This is a genomic window from Pseudomonas sp. GW460-12-10-14-TSB1 (assembly GCF_017349775.1).
Classification (GTDB): Bacteria; Pseudomonadota; Gammaproteobacteria; order Pseudomonadales; family Pseudomonadaceae; genus Aquipseudomonas; species Aquipseudomonas piscium.
In genome coordinates this window covers 1-17,925 of record NZ_JACNAC010000092.1, presented here as the reverse complement: position 1 = coordinate 17,925, position 17,925 = coordinate 1, and the positions used below count along the sequence as shown (strand labels likewise).

The following is a 17,925-nucleotide window of genomic DNA, read 5'->3' as shown; positions in this document are numbered from 1 at the left end:
CGCGTACGATTTACGGAAACGGGAAGTTTTTTCGGTAATGTGGTCGGTAGTGCGTTAGCCGGCACGGCATTAACAGGTTCAGCTGCAACGGCTATCTGTGTGAGTTTAGGAGTGCCGAGCATGGGGGCTGGGGCTCTTGTGTGTGGTTTGGTTGTTGTAGGTGTTGGTTCTTTTGCTGGCGGTGCTCTTGGTAGTGTTGCTGGAGAAATAGGTGGTCGGAAAATATACGAGATTAACCAATGAGCTTTTTTGAATTTTTACACGAGTTTTTTTCTATCTCATGTATTGCGGTCATTCTAGGTATGTTCGTTTGGATCTGTGTATGCCTGCGTTTTGCGTACACATCTGTGGATGAATACCTGGAGCTACTGAAAAATTGTTCGGCTGTAGTGAGCCTTGCTCCTCTTAGGCAGGGAGGGCCTTGGGGAAGGTTGTTGTTGATGGGCGGAATAACATCAATTGTCACCTTTCCAGGTGTGTACCTTAAGCATGGAGGCGTAAGTGTTGATGATTTAGAAGGCTTTCCGAAGCCGCTTAAGAAAAAGTTCTTTGTGTTGCAATGGACCTTGCGGGGGTTGCTCGCAATCATGCTTGTGTCTGTGATAGGTGTTAAAGCAATAGAGTATATGTTTTGAGAGTTGATGGAGTGGTGGGTTTTTTCACTAATTCGATAGTCCTCGATGAAGCATAGCTTCTATAGATGTAGAGTCGGTTAGGTGAGGGTGACCAGTGAATAACTATCCCTTTGACTCAATATTTCTGTGCCTGGGGCTGATTGATTTTAGTGCTCTGCTCGTCTGGCTTGGAGTAGGCTTATATATGGCCTATACCGACATGGGTGAAATGCTTGAACGACTTAAAAATAGTCCTGTAATCATGAGTAGAGCTTCATTCAAGGATGCTGGGCCGGCAGGCAGGTTGTTTCTGATGGGGAGTGTTATTGGTGTTATATCTTGGCCTGGAATGTATATTCGTGATGGCGGTGCAAGTGTTGATGATGTCAATAGTTTTCCCTTAGGTCTTAAAAGGAGGCTGATGGTCTGGTACCAAGTAGGAGTAGGGCTATTTACATTGCTTCTTTTGCTTTGGTGTTTTGGTAAATATGCGGGGTGGGTTAAGTAGGGAGGTTGGCACCAATTCGTATTGCTTTGCGTTTCAGGTAATAGCCGGCGTGGAGGAGCTTCTAGTTCTGTGTGCTTTGTCGAAATGATTGGTATGAGCCTAATGGATCATGCCGATTGATACGTTTTTCATTGCATGTTTTTGAAACAATAAACCAATCTGTCTTTTGCCTAAACGCTGTCCTTTTATCACTGTCAGCCCTATAGTTCAATGCGTCATCAATGTCTGATGACTGGTCATCGCGGGCCAAAAACTATGTGCATAGCGCCTTATCCATCAACCGATTCTCTGTTCGGTTGTGTGACGGAGGCAGGGCTTAAATACTCATGGAGCGTCACCAATGACCCGCACAGAAATTTGCAACCTCGTTCCACTCACCCGCAACGACACCGACCATCCTGTCCTCTACCTGGACGCCAACGCCTCACTCTCCGATCTCTACACCTGCGCCCAACAACGCATCGGCGCGGCCCACAATCTGCTGGAAATCCTCGACTGCGCTTCCGGCGCTCAAGATGTCGCCCAGATCCGTTTTGCCATCGGCCTGCTGCTCAGCGACGGCTGTGATCTGTTGCGTACCCTGGGCGATAAATCTCAGGCACTGAACGCTTAATCCCGACAACCAACGACCGGGCAGTGCAAGTCCGGTCGCCAATCAGCTCCCCAACGGAGGGATAACAGCGAAGATGGTCATGGACGAAGTACTAGCAGTACCGCCAGAAAACTGGGGAGAAGGGATTGACGACCACAAATGCGAGTAAGGGGCGATCTGGATGTGCTTGGCTGCTATTCATTCCGTTGATACCGGTATTGTTTTTTGTAGGGCAGACCATTCTTGAGCCGACGGTAACCGTTCACTACGCCGAAAACGGCAAGGAAGAGCTGAAGTACATCTGGAACGTGCAGAACCGGATATATAAAGGACGGATGCAACCCGGAGGTGGAACATCAGATAACGGCTTTATATTTCCAGACGAAGACTTTTTCATGCGGTTGGATTGGTGGAGCGAAAAGGGCCGCCACCATTGCGTCAGCATCACCCCAAAATGGCCGAACACCAATATCTATCTTGACCTGAACGGGAACATCGACACAGAGAAAGGCGTTGGTACTGATGAGGACCGATTGGATCAGTGCAAAGGAGACTGGGCAAAGCCATAAGACGATACTCCCAACCGGGCAGTGCAAGCCCGGTCGTTTATCCAAGCGGCGAAAACCAGCAGAGCCCAGCCGGCGTGCAGGGCTCTTTCTCGGTTCATCGGTAGGCGATGCGCACTGTCCGGTTCAGGCAATCAACTCGACTTTACCGGTGGCAAGGCGGTAGATGCCGCCTACGATTTTCAACCTGCCTTTGTCTAGCGCATCGGTGAGCAGTGGCGTGGCCTGTTTAAGGCTGCCGACCGAGTCCTTGACGTTCTGCACCGTGGCATTTTCCATAAGAGCCCCGGGTTGCTTGAGTACTTTCTCGATAGAGGGCTTGAGTGCATCGGTCAGTTTCTGGATATGCCCGGGAAAAACGGCGTGGTCTTTTACTGCTTTTATGCCGGCCTCGATGGCGCCGCAGCTCTCATGCCCCAGTACGAGAATAAGCGGGGCGCCGAGTACCGCGACGGCGTATTCGAGGCTGGCCAGGCCTTCGCCGGTTACGAAGTTGCCTGCAACGCGTATGGCGAAAAGATCGCCTCGGGCTGTGTCGAAAGCGTATTCGGGAGCGATCCGCGAATCGGAGCAACTGAGCACCGCCACGAACGGGTTCTGCCCGGAAACCAGGGCTTCGCGCTCGTCCTTGAAGTCGTGGGTCTTTGAGTTTCCACTGACATAACGCTCATTACCTTCGATCAGCCTTTGCAGTGCCTGGTCGGGGCTGATGGCGTTTTGCGGTTTGGGCGGCGCGGCGGTTTTTTCGGCGGCATGGACCAGCCTGTCTGGCAGTACGCCGGCTATCAGCAGGGCGCCTGCCCCCAGTCCGGCGAAGCGAAGAAAACGACGACGATCGTGGGTGTTTGCGGCGGAGTTTGAATCACATGATTCACACATGATGTTGTGTACTCGGGGCGACTCGATGGGAATGACTGCCGTTGGGGGCCAGGAACCTTCGGCCCTGGAGTGTTGGAGTCTAGACGGCGCTGTGTGGGTCGTTGTATCCGCCTTCGAAGGCGGCCAGATGGCAACATCACCTACCCACCGATCGCCGCGCAGTCGGACCTGAGATCAGGCTATGTGGAATCCCGGCAATCTACCGGCCGATCAAAACAAAGGCCCCGACAAATCGGGGCCTTTTGCTTTAAGCCGCTGCAACCAGCTCAGTTCGTACAAGTAAGCCGTGAATATTTCGGCGGATCGAGCAGTATCCCCGGGGTCATGAAGGTCGAGCAGTTGAAGACGCGGCCCTTGGCGGTGGTGGCCTTGAAGGTCAGTTCCGAGCCGCCGAGAAAGTCTTCCTTGCCTTTGGTGACAGGTCCCATGGTGAGTTCATCGGTGGAGGCCAGGCCGATGGTTTCCGCGGTGACTTTGTGTATTTGCAAGACATTGGGGTTGGTCGAGCAACCCGCCAAGGTACCCGCCAGCAGCAGTAACACGGGGGCAAAGATGTAGTTTTTGTTCATGGCATATTTTCCTTAATAGTGTTTCACCCTTGGTTATCAGCAATCCTCGACAGGGGGCAGGTCGGAAGACGTAAATCAGGGGATTTTGGCCAATCGCCCCCTTTTGAATCTGACTCAACGGAGTGATTCATTTCAGCATGGTGCTTGGGGGGCGCCTATAGGGCATATGTGCTATGCGGTGCTCACCTCAGCCACGACATTCCCCGCGCTGTACAACTCCCATCGCAAAACTCTAAAATGAGAAGCATTATCATTAATGCGGATCTGACATGCACGACGACAGCTTTGCCTCGCCCGTCGCCCGGTTGTATGCGAACCATCACGGCTGGCTTCGGGGCTGGTTGCATCGGCGGTTGGGGCACAGTGCCGATGCCGAGGACCTGGCTCACGACACCTTTGTCCGGGTGATGCGTTCGCAGGAGGATGTGCGCGAGTTGCGCCAGCCCATGGCGTTTCTCGCGACCATTGCCAATGGTTTGCTGATCAATCGATGGCGGCGCCAGGCGATCGAGCGGGCTTACCTGGAGGCCCTGGCGGCGCGGCCGGTGGCCGAGGAGCCTTCACCGGAAGAGCGGCATTTGATGATCGAAACCCTGTTGCAGCTGGATTCGCTGCTGGTGGGCTTGTCGTCTCGGGTGCGGCAGATTTTCTTTTTATCCCAGCTCGACGGCCTGACCTACCCGCAGATCGCCGCGCGGTTGAGCCTGAGCGTGGCCCAGGTGCAGCGGGCCATGGGCAAGGCGTTCAGTGTCTGTTACGCGAGCCGTTTTGAATGAGTGGCGCGGTTGTCGACCCGCGGGTGCGGGACAGCGCCATCGACTGGATGGTCCGGGCGCAGTCCGGGCTGATGACTACCGCCGAGCACCAGGCTTTGCAGCAGTGGCGGCAGGCGAGCGCCGAGCATGAGTACGCCTGGCAGCGGGTCAGCAGTTTGCCGTTGATGTTGCAGCCCGGGGCGAACCTGTTGGCCGATGCCACGGCGCGCCGGGCGTTGGAGTCGGCCGGGGCCGATTCGCAGCGGCGTCGGCAGGTGCTCAAGTGCCTGCTCGCCCTGGGGCTGCTCGGCGGGATTTCCTGGCAGGGCGCGGATTCGACTCTGGTGCGTTCGGCCCTGGCGACCTACCGCACGAGTATTGGCGAGCGTCGGCGCTGGGCCCTGGCGGACGGCGGCTCGCTGTGGCTGAACACTGCCAGCGCGGTGAACCTGGAACTGACCCAACAACAGGGCAGAGTGCAGTTGATCGAGGGCGAAATGGCGCTGGATGCGCGGGCCGAATCGCCGGCCGTGCAACTGCTGACCCCGGACGCGGTGTTGTATAGCCGTGGCGCCCATCTGCTGGTGCGCCATGATCGGCAGGGCACCCAGGTGACGGTGCTGCGTGGTCTGGTGCAGGTCAGTGCGCGGCGCCATTTAGTGCCGGTACCACTGGAGGCCGGTTGGCAAACCCGGGTCGACAGCCAGGGCGTGAGAGCGCCGAGCCGCGTCGATCTGTTTATGGCCCAGGCCTGGCTGCGTGGCATCTTGCCAGCCGAACGCATGCGCCTGGACAAGTTGCTGGCTGAACTCTCGCGCTACCGCCCGGGCTTTTTGCGTTGCAGCGAAGAGGTCGCGGCCTTGCGCGTGACCGGCAGTTTCCAGCTGGACGACACCGATGCCGCCTTGGCGCTGGTGGCCAATACGCTGCCGGTGCGCATCGAGCGACGAACCCGTTATTGGGTGACTGTGGTGCCGGTCTGAAACTATTTTTTCTCCGGGGCGATAGTTTTTTCGATCTGGCTTGGCCTCTAGGTATGACCCACCGGGACAGGTGGGTGCCAACCCCTAGGAGCCTTGCATGATTTTCCCCGCCCGTGCCTTGTGTACCCGCACCTTTGGCCTGCTTTTCCTCAGCCTGCAGCCGCTCTGCGGCGTAGCTGTGTTCGCGGCTGGCGAGCGCCAGCACTACAGCATCGACGCCGGCCCGCTGGACCAGGCGCTGTCGCGTTTCGGCGTGCAGGCGGGCATCAATATGGCGGGCAGCGCCACGCTGACGGAAGGCAAGCGCAGCCAGGGCCTGCAAGGCGATTTCAGCACCGAGGCGGGCCTGGCGCGGTTGCTGGCGGGAACCGGCCTGGGTTATCAGCGCCAGGTGGACGGCAGTTTCGAGTTGTATCGAGCGGGCGGGGAGATGGTGCTGCCATCGCAGAAAGTCGTTGGCGAAGACCTTGAGCAGAAGGAGGTGTATTCGGCGCCGCGATCCTCGCTGTATATCTCTGGCGAGGACATGCAGCGCTTTGGCGTGATCTCGGTCGGTGACCTGCTCAAGGGCCAGCCTGGGGTCCAGGTCGGCGACAGCCGCAACGGCGGCGGCCTGGATGTGAACATCCGCGGCATCCAGGGCCAGAGCCGGGTGGCGGTGACCGTCGACGGTTCGCAACAGGCACTGGATGTCTATCGCGGTTATGCGGGCACCCAGCAACGCAGCTACATCGACCCGGACCTGATCAGCGACATCGCCATCGACAAGGGCCCGAGCCTGACCTCCAGCGCCATCGGCGGCACGGTGAAGATGCGCACCCTCGGCGTCGAGGACATCCTGCAGGACGGCAAGAACATCGGCCTGCGCTTGAAGGGCGACCTGTGGAACAACGGCGTGGCTCCCGCCTCGCGCGACGGCCACTCGATGACCGAGGACCTGTTCTCGGAGCCGCACCAGAGCCGTGGCGGCCTGTTCGGTTCGAAGGCCGAGTCCGGCAGTGCCGCGTTCGCCTATAGCCATGAATTCTTCGATGTGGTGGCGGCCTATGCCCACCGCAACCAGGGCAACTATTTCGCCGGCAAGAAGGGCCAGGACCGCTATCGCACCTACGACCGTTACGGCGGTGAAGAGATGACGGTGGCCACCACCTATAACGCCGGCGAGGAAGTGCTGAACTCCTCTTCGGAGACCGAATCCTTCCTGCTCAAGACCACCCTGCGCCCGGCAGACGGCCACAGCTTCGACCTGGGCTACCGCCGCTACGACGGGCGCATCGGCGAGATCATGCCGTCGGACATTTTCCGTTTCGGCACCGGCGGCATCTACCAGTACCCACTGGGCCACACCAAGATCGACACCTACACCGCGCGCTACCACTACCTGCCCGACGGCAATCCGCTGGTGGACCTGACGGCCAGCCTGTGGATGACCGACGCGCAGACCAGCCAGCTGACCTCGGTGGCGGCACCGGCTTCGCAAGCCTATCGCTCGGATCGCAGCTGGAGCCGCCAGGCCGACCGCCGCATTGGTGGCGACCTGGCCAACACCTCGCACATGCAGAGCGACTATGGCGATTTCAAGCTGGACCTGGGCGGTTCGTTCCAGGTCGAGGACCTGCGGCCGCAAAAAAGCGTGGTCACCACCCAGCACGACATCAATGCCAACCGCATGCTGCGTGAAGGGGAGCGGCAGGAGTTCAGCCTGAACGGCAAGTTGGAATACAAACCGATCGACAGCCTGACACTGTGGGGCGGCGGGCGTTACACCTACTACCGCACCCAGGATAAGGTCGCCCATGCGATGGCGCGTCGGGAGGAGCGCGACTTGCGCTACCTGAGCGTTTCCAACGAGCAAAGCTACGGCAACATGCTGTGGTTCCCGGACTCGAACGGGCAGTACACCGACGCCACGGATCCGCGGTTGAACAACGGGATCGTGTTCAAGAACACCAACTATCCGTTCGAGGGTATTCGCTACAACGACTTCGGCGCGACCGACTCGAGGGTCTATCCGTCCGAGGCCGGCGAGGTGGTCAGCGGTTATGACTATTCTGGAAAGAACCGCAACAGCGGCGGCGCCTTCGCCCCGGCCTTCGGCATCAATCTCGAAGTGGCGCCGGACACCTTCGTCTATGCCTCCTACACCCAGGGCCTGCGCATGCCCTCGCTGTTCGAAACCAGCCAGGGCGTGTTGCAGACCATGCCGGGCAAGGGCCTGAAGCCCGAGCGTTCCAGCAGTTGGGAAATCGGTGCCAGCACCCTGCACAAAGGCCTGCTGCTGGACAACGACTCGGCGGCGATCAAGCTGGCTTACTTCAACAACAGCATCAAGAACTACATCACTCGCTACTACGACCCGAGCCCGGGCCTGATGGGCCTGATGCGCTTCAGCAATACCGACAGCTACAAGACCAGCGGCCTGGAGCTGCAGTCGCACTATGACGCCGGACGGGTGTTCGCGGACTTTTCGTCCACCTACTACCTGAAGACCGAAACCTGCGACTCGGCCTTCGCCGCTCGGCTGCGGGCCAGCAGCAATCGCTATCGGGACCTGAGCAACACGCCGGACTGTACGCCGGGCAGCTTCATGGGCTCCTACTCCAACACCCAGAACCCGCCACGCTTCTCGGCGAACCTGACCTCGGGCCTGCGCTTCTTCGACCAGTCCCTGACCCTCGGCGGACGCGCCACCTACACCTCCGGCCCGACCGTCAAGGCCGACGAGAACTGGCAGACCGGCGCCACCACGCCGCAGCTGGTCTATCGCGAGGTGGCGCTGTTCGATCTGTTCCTCAACTACAAGTTGAAGGAACACACTCAACTCAACGTCTCCCTGCAAAACCTGACCGACCGCTACTACCTGGACCCGCTGGCGCAGAGCTTCATGCCGGCGCCGGGGCGGACGTTGCGGGTGGGGGTGTTGACGAAGTTCTAAGGGCGGGGGCTATCGGTCAGCGGCAGGTGCTGACCGATAGCCGTTTGTCACGGGGGAGGAGGAGCGCTCATCAGTTGGCGTCAGGCTCGTGACCAGTGCCTCCAGCAAGACCCTGACCTTGGGCAGCGTTTCACGACTTTTGACCCAGGCCAGGTTGATCGGCATCCCTTCGGTTGCCCGCTGGGCAAGCACCTCCACCAAGGTGCCTTCGTCCAGTTGTTGCTGGACGAGCCATGACGGCAACTGCGCGATTCCGCAGCCCGCCATCACCGCTATTAGGATGCCTTCGCCATTGCCCACGACGAGCTGGGCGGCGACCTGCCGGCGCGTCGTTGCACCCTGGTCGTCGGCGAAGTTCCAGGGATTGGTTCTTCCATCCACCCAGCCATAGGCGATGCACTGGTGCTGCTGCAGATCATGCTCGGTCAGGGGGATGCCCTGCCTGGCCAGATAGGCGGGGGAGGCACAAAAGAGCTGTCGCTCACGGGCCAGGCAACGCTGTCCCACTGTGTCGGGCCAGGCATCCGCGCCGCCAATGCGCACAACGATATCCACGCCTTCCTTGAACGGGTCGACGAAACCGTCGGAGAAGGAAATGTGCGGAGTCAGGGCCGGATGCTCCTGAGCAAGGCGCAGCAGGATCGGCAGCACCTGGGCGCGACCCAAAGCCCCTGGCAGGTCTATGCGAACACTGCCCCGGACCTCGCTGGCTTCGGCCTTGAGGGAAAGCTCGGCCTCTTCCAGGTTGGCCAGCACGCCGGTGCAGGTGCGATAGAAGCTCGTCCCCGCGTCGGTCAGCGACAGCCGTCGCGTCGTCCGCTGGAACAGGCGGGTGCCCAGCCGGGCCTCCAGGCGCGCAATGCTTTTACTGATGGCAGAGCCTGTCAGGTGCATTTTCTCGGCGGCGGCCGTGAAGCTGCCCGACTCGGCCACGCAGACAAATACATCGATGCCCTTCAAGCGTTCGGAGGAGAACATAAACATCCTTTATTCATGAATCTGGCTCCATACTCCCGGTAAAAACCATCGGCAATGAGAACTAGGTTCAGCAGTATGCTTGATCCGCGCCCGCTATCGAGCGATTGCCAAAGCGCGACCCCGACAAAAAATGATGGCTATAACGATGAGGCAAGGATGCTGGCCACGCTAAGAAACTATCCGACGACGGTAAACCTGCTGCTTTCAGCGTCCCTGGTCCTGACCCTCGCCCGCGCGATTACCCTGCCTTATCTGGTCATTTATTTATCCGGCAACTTCCATTTGAGCATCGCCGATATCGGCCTGGTCATCGGCAGCACGCTGATCATCGGCTCGTTGTTGAGCCTGTATGGCGGCTTCCTGGTGGACCGGATGTCCAGCTACCGGCTGATCCTGGTCTGCAGTGGCGTGTTCACCGCGGGTTTCCTCGGGACCTTTGTCGCGCGCGATCTCTGGCTGTTCTACCTGTGCCTGGTGTTGATCAACCTGGCCTACGCGGTCATCGATATTGCCGTGAAGTCAGGCTTTGGCAGCCTGCTCCCCGTGGCTGGGCGTGGAGAAGTGTTTTCGATCAAATACACCCTGACCAATATCGGCTATGCCGTCGGCCCCTTTCTCGGCGCGGGACTGGCCGGGCTGGATATCAGCCTGCCGTTTCTGTTGTCCGCGGGGCTGGGCGCAGGGTTCTTTTTTATCTACTTCGTGTGGGGCGACAGGGGCTTGGCTGGCGTCGAGGCAAGCCAGCCCTCCGCGCCGTTCCTGGCCGTGGGCAGACTGTTGCTGCGCGATCGCCGGCTGGTGTGCTTTACCCTGGGCGGGCTGCTCAGCGCCGTGGTCTTCGGCCAGTTCACCGCCTATCTGTCGCAGTACCTGGTGGTGACCACCACAGCCGAAACCACCTACCGGATTATCAGCAGCATCGTGGCGACCAATGCCCTGACGGTGATCAGCCTGCAATACCTCATCGGCAGAAGAATCTCCCAGCAACACTTGAGCCTGTGGCTCGCCGGTGGGCTGGCGATGTTTGTCCTGGGGCTGGCAGGCTTCGCCCTGTCGACCACTCTGGTGTTCTGGGTGATCGCCATGGCCATTTTCACGCTCGGCGAGATTGTCGTGTTCCCCGCCGAATACATGTTCATCGACAACATCGCCCCCAGCCATCTACGGGGCATGTACTACGGGGCGCAAAACCTGAACAACCTGGGGGCGGCATTGGGGCCGGTGCTGTGCGGGATGGTATTGGCGGCGCAGCCTGCCCACTACATCTTCTACATGCTGATGCTGTTCATCATCGCGGGCGGGATGCTGTACTTCCTGGGGGCTGCTCTTGCGGGCACTGCAGCGGCGGGGAAGGGGGACTGAAGGTGTCGCTGGCAGTCAGCGGGCTCAGGCCAGCAGCTCGCTGATCCAGCGGATCTGCCGGGTGATGTCCTGGATCTTTTCCTCGGGCAGGGCCTGCGGCGCCCGGGCGAAGTGGTTCAGGATCTTTTGCTTCTGGTGTAGCCTGCGCTGCCATTTGTCCAGGAAGGCCGGGCTGCGAGCCTGCATCTGCAAGGGGCCGAAGTACAGTTCCTTGGCGGTGTAGTTCACGGGCCCGGCGCGCTCGGCGACGATGATTTCGTAGTCGAAGCGGTTTTCCCGCAGCAGTTCCTCACAGAGGATGCGGTAGCCGTTGTCCATCAGCCATTGGCGCAGGGGCTGTTCGCCGCCGTTGGGTTGCAGGATCAGGCGCTCCTGGCCATTCAGGCGCGCCTTGCCGCTGTCGAGGATGTCGCGGATCGTCTCGCCGCCCATGCCGCAGAGGCTGATCGCTGTGATCCCGTCTTCCGGCTCGATCGCCGCCAGGCCATTGGCCAGGCGCACGGTGATGTCCGAGCCCAGAGCGTTTTCGCGCACGCTGCGTTGGGCCGCGTGGAACGGCGTCAACGCCACCTCGCCGGCCACCGCCGCCGCGATGACACCACGGCGCAGCAACGCCACCGGCAGGTAGCCGTGATCCGAGCCGATATCGGCCAGGCGCGCGCCCGCTGGCACATGCGCCGCTACGCGCTCCAGGCGCAGGGACAGTGTCTGTTGGTTCAACGGCAGGCCCTTTTCCTTGGCTCGGTCATCAGCTGGAAACAGCCGCCACCTTGGCCCGCGCCGCGTGCAGCTTCTTGTAGCTGTCGATCAGGCGCAGGTGGCGGTCGATCCCTTCCAGCTTCATGCTGGTCGGGGTCAAGCCATAGAAGCGCACATCGCCATTCACCGAGCCAATCACCGCATTCATCCGCTCGTTGCCAAACATGCGACGGAAATTGGCTTCGTAATCCGCCAGGTCCAGATCTTCGTCGAGCTCCATCTCCAGCACCGCATTCATCGCCTGGTAAAACAGGCCACGCTCGGCGGTGTTGTCGTTGTACTGCAGGAACATCTCCACGCACTCCTTGGCTTCTTCATATTGCTGCAAGGCCAGGAAGATCAGCAGCTTCAACTCCAGGATGGTCAGTTGGCCCCAGGCGGTGTTGTCGTCGAACTCGATGCCGATCAGGGTGGTGATATCGGTGTAGTCGTCCAGCTCGCTTTCTATCAGGCGCTCGAGCAACGCCTGCAACTCATCCTCGTCGAGGCTGTGCAGGTTGAGGATATCCGCGCGGAAAAACAGCGCCTTGTTGGTGTTGTCCCAGATCAGGTCTTCCACCGGGTAGATTTCCGAGTAGTCCGGCACCAGGATGCGGCAGGCGGTGGCGCCGAGGTGCTCGTACACGGCCATGTAGGACTCTTTGCCCATGCCTTCGAGAATGCCGAACAAGGTCGCGGCTTCCTGGGCGTTTGAGTCTTCGCCTTGGCCGGAGAAGTCCCACTCGACGAATTGGTAATCCGACTGGGCGCTGAAGAAGCGCCACGACACCACGCCGCTGGAGTCGATGAAGTGCTCGACGAAGTTGTTCGGCTCGGTGACCGCCTGGCCTTCGAACGTCGGCGGCGGCAAATCGTTCAAGCCCTCGAAGCTGCGGCCTTGCAGCAGTTCGGTGAGGCTGCGCTCCAGCGCCACTTCCAGGCTTGGGTGAGCGCCGAACGAGGCAAATACGCCACCGGTACGCGGGTTCATCAAGGTCACGCACATCACCGGGAACTCACCGCCCAGGGACGCATCCTTGACCAGCATCGGAAAGCCCTGGGCTTCCAGGCCCTGGATACCGGCGAGAATCCCCGGGTATTTGGCCAAGACTTCTGCCGGTACATCCGGCAGGGCGAATTCGCCTTCGATGATTTCGCGTTTGACGGCGCGCTCGAAGATCTCCGACAGGCACTGCACCTGGGCTTCGGCCAGGGTGTTGCCGGCGCTCATGCCGTTGCTGAGGTAGAGGTTTTCGATCAGGTTGGACGGGAAGTACACCACTTCGCCGTCCGACTGGCGCACGAACGGCAGCGAAACAATGCCGCGCTCTTCATTGCCGGAATTGGTGTCGAACAGGTGCGAGCCGCGCAGTTCGCCATCGCGGTTGTAGATTTTCAGGCAGTAGGGGTCGAGGATTTCGTTGGGCAGCTCATCCTTGGGGCCCGGCTTGAACCAGCGCTCGTCCGGGTAATGCACGAACGGCGCGTTGGCGATCTCCTCGCCCCAGAACTGATCGTTGTAGAAGAAGTTGCAGTTCAGGCGCTCGATGAATTCGCCCAGCGCCGAGGCCAGCGCGCCTTCCTTGGTCGCGCCCTTGCCATTGGTGAAGCACATCGGCGACTGCGCATCGCGGATATGCAGCGACCAGACGTTGGGCACGATATTGCGCCACGAAGCGATCTCGATCTTCATGCCCAGGCCGGCCAGGATGCCGGACATGTTGGCGATGGTCTGTTCCAGCGGCAGGTCCTTGCCGACGATATAGGTGCTGTGCGAGCCCGCGCTCGGCATCAACAAGGCCTGGGCATCGGCGTCGAGGTTTTCCACCTCTTCAATCACAAACTCAGGCCCGGCCTGTACCACTTTCTTGACGGTGCAACGGTCGATGGAGCGCAGGATGCCCTGGCGGTCCTTGTCGGAGATATCCGCCGGCAACTCGACCTGAATCTTGAAGATCTGGTTGTAGCGGTTTTCCGGATCGACAATGTTGTTCTGCGACAGGCGAATGTTGTCGGTGGGGATATTGCGGGTGTCGCAGTACAACTTCACGAAGTACGCCGCGCACAGCGCCGATGAGGCCAGGAAATAGTCGAACGGACCCGGTGCCGAGCCATCGCCCTTGTAGCGGATGGGCTGGTCGGCCACCACCGTGAAGTCATCGAACTTGGCTTCAAGTCGGAGGTTGTCGAGAAAGTTGACCTTGATTTCCATGGGGAACACCGAATAACGAGCAAAACGAAATGGCGGCCATTATCCGGTTTTTCAGCGCGAAGTCTTGCGCTTTTCGGCAAGCGGGGCAGGTCGTTGGGGGGCGTGACGGTATGGTATGGCTCTGGCTTGCGCTGGGGGGAGGAGATAGGGGGCTGCGGCGTCTGCTTCGTCTTGCCCGCAGGCCTTGAACATTATTTCGCTGTCTGCGGATCACAATGTTTGATGATTTCTTTCCAGATATAGCCGTAGCTGTAACGCAGCCAGGCGACTTTAACCTTGTCGAAATGCCTGCGTAGCCAGCTGGACTCCCGGGCTTTGAGTTCCTTGTCGATTTCACTCAGTAGCCACTCATCCTGAAAGCCGGTCCAGATAGGCGGGACGGGGGCCTCAAGGTTGTAGAAGCACACTGGCGCCACCTCCGAGTAGAGAATGTCTTCTACGGCGTTGAGATCAAAGCGGCTGATGTGCTCCGCGATATAGGCGTAGTCGACGGCACTGTCTACAAAGGCTTCAGCCAGTGCGATCTGGATACCGGCCTTTTCCTCCGCAGTCAGGCTATGTCCCAATCTGCAAGTTCCTCTCACTCGTCACCTATTAACGCTAGGCTGGTAACCCACTTTTGGGAGGCAGTGTAGCGGGCGTAATAAGCCAGCTTTTCTGTCTCGCTCAAACCGGTAAAAAATGGCAGGAAGTACTGGTCGTTGTAGTAGTCCTGGGCACCTTGCAACTGTGCTCCCCACCATGCGGGGTTGTAACCCTCGAAGGCTACCCAGGGCGGCGGAACGGCGAAACGCTGGCGTTGAATGGCCTTGAGGAAGTCAGTGCTGTTGGTTACCAAGCGCACCGTGACGGCGTTGAATTCCCGAGTGGATATGAAGCAAATCAGGTGCTGGTTGTTTTGCACGTTTTCATACTGCCTGACGGGAAGCTCGTTGAAGCTTCGCTCGTGGGTCAGGGTAAAGCTGGATTTGATAAGGGCTTGGAAGGAATCCCTATCGCTCCCATCGATCAGCAAGGCCCAGTAATAAGCCGGTACGCCTGTGTCTTCCAAAGAAACCGCGCGCAGTGGAAGGGGCAGTGCGGGAGTGGTGTGTGGCAGAGGTTCGGTGAAAACCGCTTGGAGTTCTGACAGGGAATAGCCAGCAATTTGCTCTTTGGGGGCTCGGTCAAACAGACCTGCGATACGGCTGAAAAAATTCATATCGTCCGTGATTCAGCTTTGGTGGGTTTAGTGGAGTGGCTCTTCAAGGCTATTGATTTATGGCTCTTTGAACCCCGGAAAACCGTTGGCCATGCGCCAGTCTTTGACTATTTGCGTGACTTCTTCTGGGGACCCGCTCGAACCGTTTTCGGGGTAATAAATCAAATCGGAGCCTGCCGGGTGCTGGCTGACTTTTTCAAAGTGCAATAGAAGCGCATCGGCACGAACATCTGTTTCGGCTTCCATATCTTCCTTACGAAGCTCCTCTAACAATTCGACGAATTCGGCCTCGGTGTAGTCCGAGAGGTTATTTTTCATCAGTGTGTTTGTCATGGCTGGCTTACTTATCACCTTCAAGCACCATCACGCTTTGAATCCTGGTAACCCATTAGCTCTGCGCCACTCTTTAACGGTGTTGGTTATACCTTCGGGGGTGCATTGCGCCTCATCCTCCGGCCAGTAGATCAAGTCGGAGCCGTCTGGATGCTCGGTAAGCTGCCTGAACTCGTCCAGAAGGTCATCTAGCACTTCATCTGGAGTGCCGTTCCCATTTGCAGTGAATATTTCCTGGATGAAGCGAATGAACTCAGCTTCTGTGTAGTCGGGAATGCTTTTCCCCATGATGGTTACCGGCGTTTGTCTATGTTTTTTGGGGGGATTTGTAAGTCATCTATTTCATGAGCCGCGCTGCCTTACTGGCTCTGGGTGGTCAAGCTTTTTTGAGTACAAACTCAAGGCCAATTCCTACTTCTTTCAATACCTGCGCAGCGCGGTCTACAAAGCGCTCGCCTTGCTCAGGCAACTCATACAGGCCGGTAATACGGATGATGGGGGATTTGCCTTTAGCTGCTGGGTAGCTCTCCAGGATTTCACCGCTTTCGATGAAGGCGATGTAGGTGTTGATTTTTTCTTGAAGCAACAGCAGGTGCTCCCCTTGTTCGGCCTTGTTGCCCCATTCCAGGTGGTCGGTAATGACTAGAACCACCTTGTCTGGCTCCCAATCGGGTACGGCACAGATATCTACGACTCGGGTATCCAGAATGGACATGGTTTTTCCTTCATGGAGGGCGTGCTAGGCCGGCCATATAGCATCGGTTAGCAGTGGCAGCTGATATACAGTTCAAGATCTTTGGGGAGTGGGATGGCTGTAAGGCGTTCTATGGCGCTGGCTTGCTCTCGGGTGAGGAGGTAGCTATGTACGGCGTCTGCTTCGCTCTGCCAACTCATGATTGGCATCAGCATTTCTGTAGTGAGAGTCGGTAGTTTTGTCTCGAATACAGCGTCGTCACTGTTTGCAGGTGCGCCGTGTATTTCGAATTTCAGGTTGTACTTCATGGCTCAATCACTCTGGTTTTATCTGCTGGTTTGGTTTGCTGGCCGGTTATTGGGTCGAACTCGCCTAAGTGTTTGCCGCGTTTGTTGTATTTCTCCAGCCTGCCGTGTTGGGAGTCCCATTCGTAGATCGTACCGTCTTTGTCTTTCCATCGATCACGCAAGCCGCCACCTTTTTTTGGGGTTTTAGGCCTTGACCATTTGAGGCCAGGGAAAGCGGGGAGATTTTGGGGTTTGGGATGATAGTTCTGGCCTCTGGGCAGACTTAACACGATATAGAGCGGCTGAACCCCGGACCCCGGCGGGAACACCAGGATGAAGTCCTTGTACTCCGGCGGGTAGATCGGGTTGACGATGATGGTGTCCGCCTGTTCGGTGGGCGGAAAGATCCAGATGTGGGGGGCCTGGGGCGCGGCCTCCAGCGGGGGGATGCCGGAGGTGCTGGACGGGTCGACTGCTGGGGTCCAGATCAGGGTGACGCCGTCGCCGAAGTCGGCCACTTGTTGCTGGCCTTTGGCAACAAAGCGCACCACCGGGACCATTTCCCAGCCACGCTGCTTTTGCGTGTTGTAGCCGTAGCCCTTGAGCGTGCCGTCGGGCCGTTGTTCGATATGCAGGCGGACGCGGGTACGGCCTTCTTTCAGGGCGTCGAGTTGCTCAGGTGTGTACAAGGCGCTGTCGCCCAGGCTTGACGGCCAGAGCAGGGCCACCACGCCAGCCAGGGCACCCGCTACAACTGCGCCGGTTGCCGCGCCAGCCCCGGCAGACGCCAACCCCTCGCCACCCAGCGCAAGGTTGCCCAGCGCGGCGGGAAGGGCGCCACCGCTGATTTTCTTGAGCGGGATATTTCCCGCCGCATCCGCTCCACGGCCACCCAACAAGACAAGCTCGCCATAGTCCTTGATGGCGTCGGTGGGGATTACCCCGGATGGGCTGAGGTAGTCCATGACCCCGTCGGGCAGCTTGCAGGATTTGGTAAAGGTGCAGCCGGCAATCGCCTGTGGCTTGCGGGGTGGGCTGGCAAGGCTGTCTGCATAGGCTTGTTGGCGAACCAGCATCCGTTCATAGGCGTGTTGCCTGGCCTCTTGCTCAGCCCGTTCGCTGGGCGTCATGTCTCTATAGGTGACGTGGTGCCCGTCGCCGGAGGGCGGATTCTTGATCGGGGGGAGTCTGTTGCGGGCCATCGAGCGTTCTGCCTGTCCATCCGTTGCGGTTTTCCAGCCGGAGGCGGGATGGCATCAACCCTATTGGGTAGGGCGGGGCATTACTGTGGGAGGAATCTGAAAGGTTTGAAGGGCGAGTCTTTACTTTTGCGGGCTGACGGTCAGCAGTGCTCGCCATCCTGCTCAGCCCATCTATGCTGCCGCACCGGGTTCCTGCTTAAATGCCAGCGCCTATCCACTCAGCGCGCCTGACACCATGAATACCTTCAAGGACGAACTCGCTCTCACCGAGCCGCCAGCCGGCGAGGCTTCGATCCGTCGTCGATCGTTGTTTGCCGGCTGTGGGGCCCATGCCATCCATGATGGCCTGACCGATCTGATCTATGTCTTGCTGCCCATCTGGCAAAGCCAGTTCGGCCTGAGCTTTGCCCAGGTCGGGCTGTTGCGTGGGGCCTATTCGGGGATGATGGCCGGCTTTCAGCTGTTGGCCAGCCGCGCGGCCAGGCGCTGGGGGCGCGAGCGTCTGCTGGTGGGCGGT

The 17,925-nt window shown here is 58.9% G+C and carries 20 protein-coding genes and 2 pseudogenes; 10 read left to right on the top strand and 12 right to left on the bottom strand.

Annotation, left to right across the window (positions count from 1 at the left end; genetic code table 11):
* The 5 genes and pseudogenes from J4D52_RS29455 to J4D52_RS29435 all read left to right on the top strand — a co-directional run.
* Nucleotides 1-243 (top strand): annotated as a pseudogene (locus J4D52_RS29455) (hypothetical protein); the annotation flags it as partial.
* Complete coding sequence (locus J4D52_RS29450; protein ID WP_102678235.1) at nt 240-635, top strand: hypothetical protein; 396 nt, start codon at nt 240-242, stop codon at nt 633-635. The pseudogene J4D52_RS29455 and the gene J4D52_RS29450, both read left to right, overlap by 4 nt.
* A 94-nt stretch (nt 636-729) precedes the next feature.
* The gene (locus tag J4D52_RS29445; RefSeq protein ID WP_124302708.1) at nt 730-1,122 is read left to right on the top strand and encodes a hypothetical protein; all 393 of its coding nucleotides are present in this window, start codon (nt 730-732) and stop codon (nt 1,120-1,122) included.
* Between the two features lie 340 nt (nt 1,123-1,462).
* Entirely contained in the window at nt 1,463-1,735 is a 273-nt protein-coding gene (locus tag J4D52_RS29440; protein ID WP_063429636.1) for a hypothetical protein, read from the top strand.
* A gap of 125 nt (nt 1,736-1,860) precedes the next feature.
* Nucleotides 1,861-2,283 carry a hypothetical protein gene (locus J4D52_RS29435; protein WP_231103228.1) on the top strand — a complete coding sequence of 141 codons (423 nt, stop codon included), beginning with the start codon at nt 1,861-1,863 and terminating at the stop codon, nt 2,281-2,283.
* 123 nt (nt 2,284-2,406) lie between these two features.
* Here J4D52_RS29435 and J4D52_RS29430 read toward each other — a convergent pair whose 3' ends face one another.
* Both J4D52_RS29430 and J4D52_RS29425 read right to left on the bottom strand, forming a co-directional pair.
* Nucleotides 2,407-3,159, bottom strand: coding sequence for a carbonic anhydrase (locus J4D52_RS29430; RefSeq protein WP_063429640.1), 753 nt, complete (start codon nt 3,157-3,159; stop codon nt 2,407-2,409).
* Nucleotides 3,160-3,425: 266 nt separating this feature from the next.
* Nucleotides 3,426-3,728, bottom strand: a complete 303-nt coding sequence (locus J4D52_RS29425) for a hypothetical protein (RefSeq protein ID WP_025809734.1) — start codon at nt 3,726-3,728, stop codon at nt 3,426-3,428.
* Nucleotides 3,729-3,997: 269 nt separating this feature from the next.
* Here J4D52_RS29425 and J4D52_RS29420 point away from each other — a divergent pair, with 269 nt between their 5' ends.
* From J4D52_RS29420 to J4D52_RS29410, 3 genes are all read left to right on the top strand, one after another.
* Nucleotides 3,998-4,504: a sigma-70 family RNA polymerase sigma factor gene (locus tag J4D52_RS29420; protein ID WP_009048295.1), complete on the top strand. Its 507-nt coding sequence runs from the start codon at nt 3,998-4,000 to the stop codon at nt 4,502-4,504.
* Nucleotides 4,501-5,466, top strand: coding sequence for a FecR domain-containing protein (locus tag J4D52_RS29415; protein ID WP_102678236.1), 966 nt, complete (start codon nt 4,501-4,503; stop codon nt 5,464-5,466). Before J4D52_RS29420 ends, J4D52_RS29415 begins: the two co-directional genes overlap by 4 nt.
* Before the next feature lie 97 nt (nt 5,467-5,563).
* Nucleotides 5,564-8,401: a TonB-dependent receptor gene (locus J4D52_RS29410; RefSeq protein WP_102678237.1), complete on the top strand. Its 2,838-nt coding sequence runs from the start codon at nt 5,564-5,566 to the stop codon at nt 8,399-8,401.
* Nucleotides 8,402-8,410: 9 nt separating this feature from the next.
* On the opposite strand, the gene J4D52_RS29405 is transcribed toward J4D52_RS29410, so the two are convergent.
* Nucleotides 8,411-9,379: a LysR family transcriptional regulator gene (locus tag J4D52_RS29405; protein ID WP_102678220.1), complete on the bottom strand. Its 969-nt coding sequence runs from the start codon at nt 9,377-9,379 to the stop codon at nt 8,411-8,413.
* Between the two features lie 156 nt (nt 9,380-9,535).
* Here J4D52_RS29405 and J4D52_RS29400 point away from each other — a divergent pair, with 156 nt between their 5' ends.
* Nucleotides 9,536-10,741, top strand: coding sequence for an MFS transporter (locus J4D52_RS29400; RefSeq protein WP_102678212.1), 1,206 nt, complete (start codon nt 9,536-9,538; stop codon nt 10,739-10,741).
* Between the two features lie 24 nt (nt 10,742-10,765).
* On the opposite strand, the gene J4D52_RS29395 is transcribed toward J4D52_RS29400, so the two are convergent.
* The 9 genes from J4D52_RS29395 to J4D52_RS29360 all read right to left on the bottom strand — a co-directional run bounded on the left by J4D52_RS29395 (nt 10,766) and on the right by J4D52_RS29360 (nt 17,408).
* The gene (locus J4D52_RS29395; protein ID WP_102678213.1) at nt 10,766-11,461 is read right to left on the bottom strand and encodes a tRNA (adenine(22)-N(1))-methyltransferase TrmK; all 696 of its coding nucleotides are present in this window, start codon (nt 11,459-11,461) and stop codon (nt 10,766-10,768) included.
* A gap of 28 nt (nt 11,462-11,489) precedes the next feature.
* Nucleotides 11,490-13,691 (bottom strand): OsmC domain/YcaO domain-containing protein, encoded by a 2,202-nt coding sequence (locus J4D52_RS29390; protein ID WP_102678214.1) that lies wholly within the window; start codon nt 13,689-13,691, stop codon nt 11,490-11,492.
* Between the two features lie 191 nt (nt 13,692-13,882).
* Nucleotides 13,883-14,257 carry a hypothetical protein gene (locus J4D52_RS29385; protein WP_102678215.1) on the bottom strand — a complete coding sequence of 125 codons (375 nt, stop codon included), beginning with the start codon at nt 14,255-14,257 and terminating at the stop codon, nt 13,883-13,885.
* 14 nt (nt 14,258-14,271) lie between these two features.
* Complete coding sequence (locus tag J4D52_RS29380; protein ID WP_102678216.1) at nt 14,272-14,892, bottom strand: hypothetical protein; 621 nt, start codon at nt 14,890-14,892, stop codon at nt 14,272-14,274.
* 57 nt (nt 14,893-14,949) lie between these two features.
* Nucleotides 14,950-15,225, bottom strand: a complete 276-nt coding sequence (locus J4D52_RS29375; protein WP_102678217.1) for a bacteriocin immunity protein — start codon at nt 15,223-15,225, stop codon at nt 14,950-14,952.
* A 30-nt stretch (nt 15,226-15,255) separates the two neighbouring features.
* Nucleotides 15,256-15,513: a bacteriocin immunity protein gene (locus J4D52_RS29370; RefSeq protein ID WP_102678218.1), complete on the bottom strand. Its 258-nt coding sequence runs from the start codon at nt 15,511-15,513 to the stop codon at nt 15,256-15,258.
* 88 nt (nt 15,514-15,601) lie between these two features.
* A complete protein-coding gene (locus J4D52_RS29365; protein WP_025809714.1) occupies nt 15,602-15,940 on the bottom strand; it encodes a DUF6572 domain-containing protein in 339 nt (112 codons plus the stop codon).
* A 47-nt stretch (nt 15,941-15,987) separates the two neighbouring features.
* Complete coding sequence (locus J4D52_RS30630) at nt 15,988-16,227, bottom strand: pyocin S6 family toxin immunity protein (protein ID WP_025809713.1); 240 nt, start codon at nt 16,225-16,227, stop codon at nt 15,988-15,990.
* Complete coding sequence (locus tag J4D52_RS29360; RefSeq protein WP_102678219.1) at nt 16,224-17,408, bottom strand: colicin E3/pyocin S6 family cytotoxin; 1,185 nt, start codon at nt 17,406-17,408, stop codon at nt 16,224-16,226. Before J4D52_RS29360 ends, J4D52_RS30630 begins: the two co-directional genes overlap by 4 nt.
* Before the next feature lie 235 nt (nt 17,409-17,643).
* On the opposite strand from J4D52_RS29360, the pseudogene J4D52_RS29355 reads away from it, so the two are divergent.
* Nucleotides 17,644-17,925: pseudogene (locus J4D52_RS29355) on the top strand (MFS transporter); the annotation flags it as partial.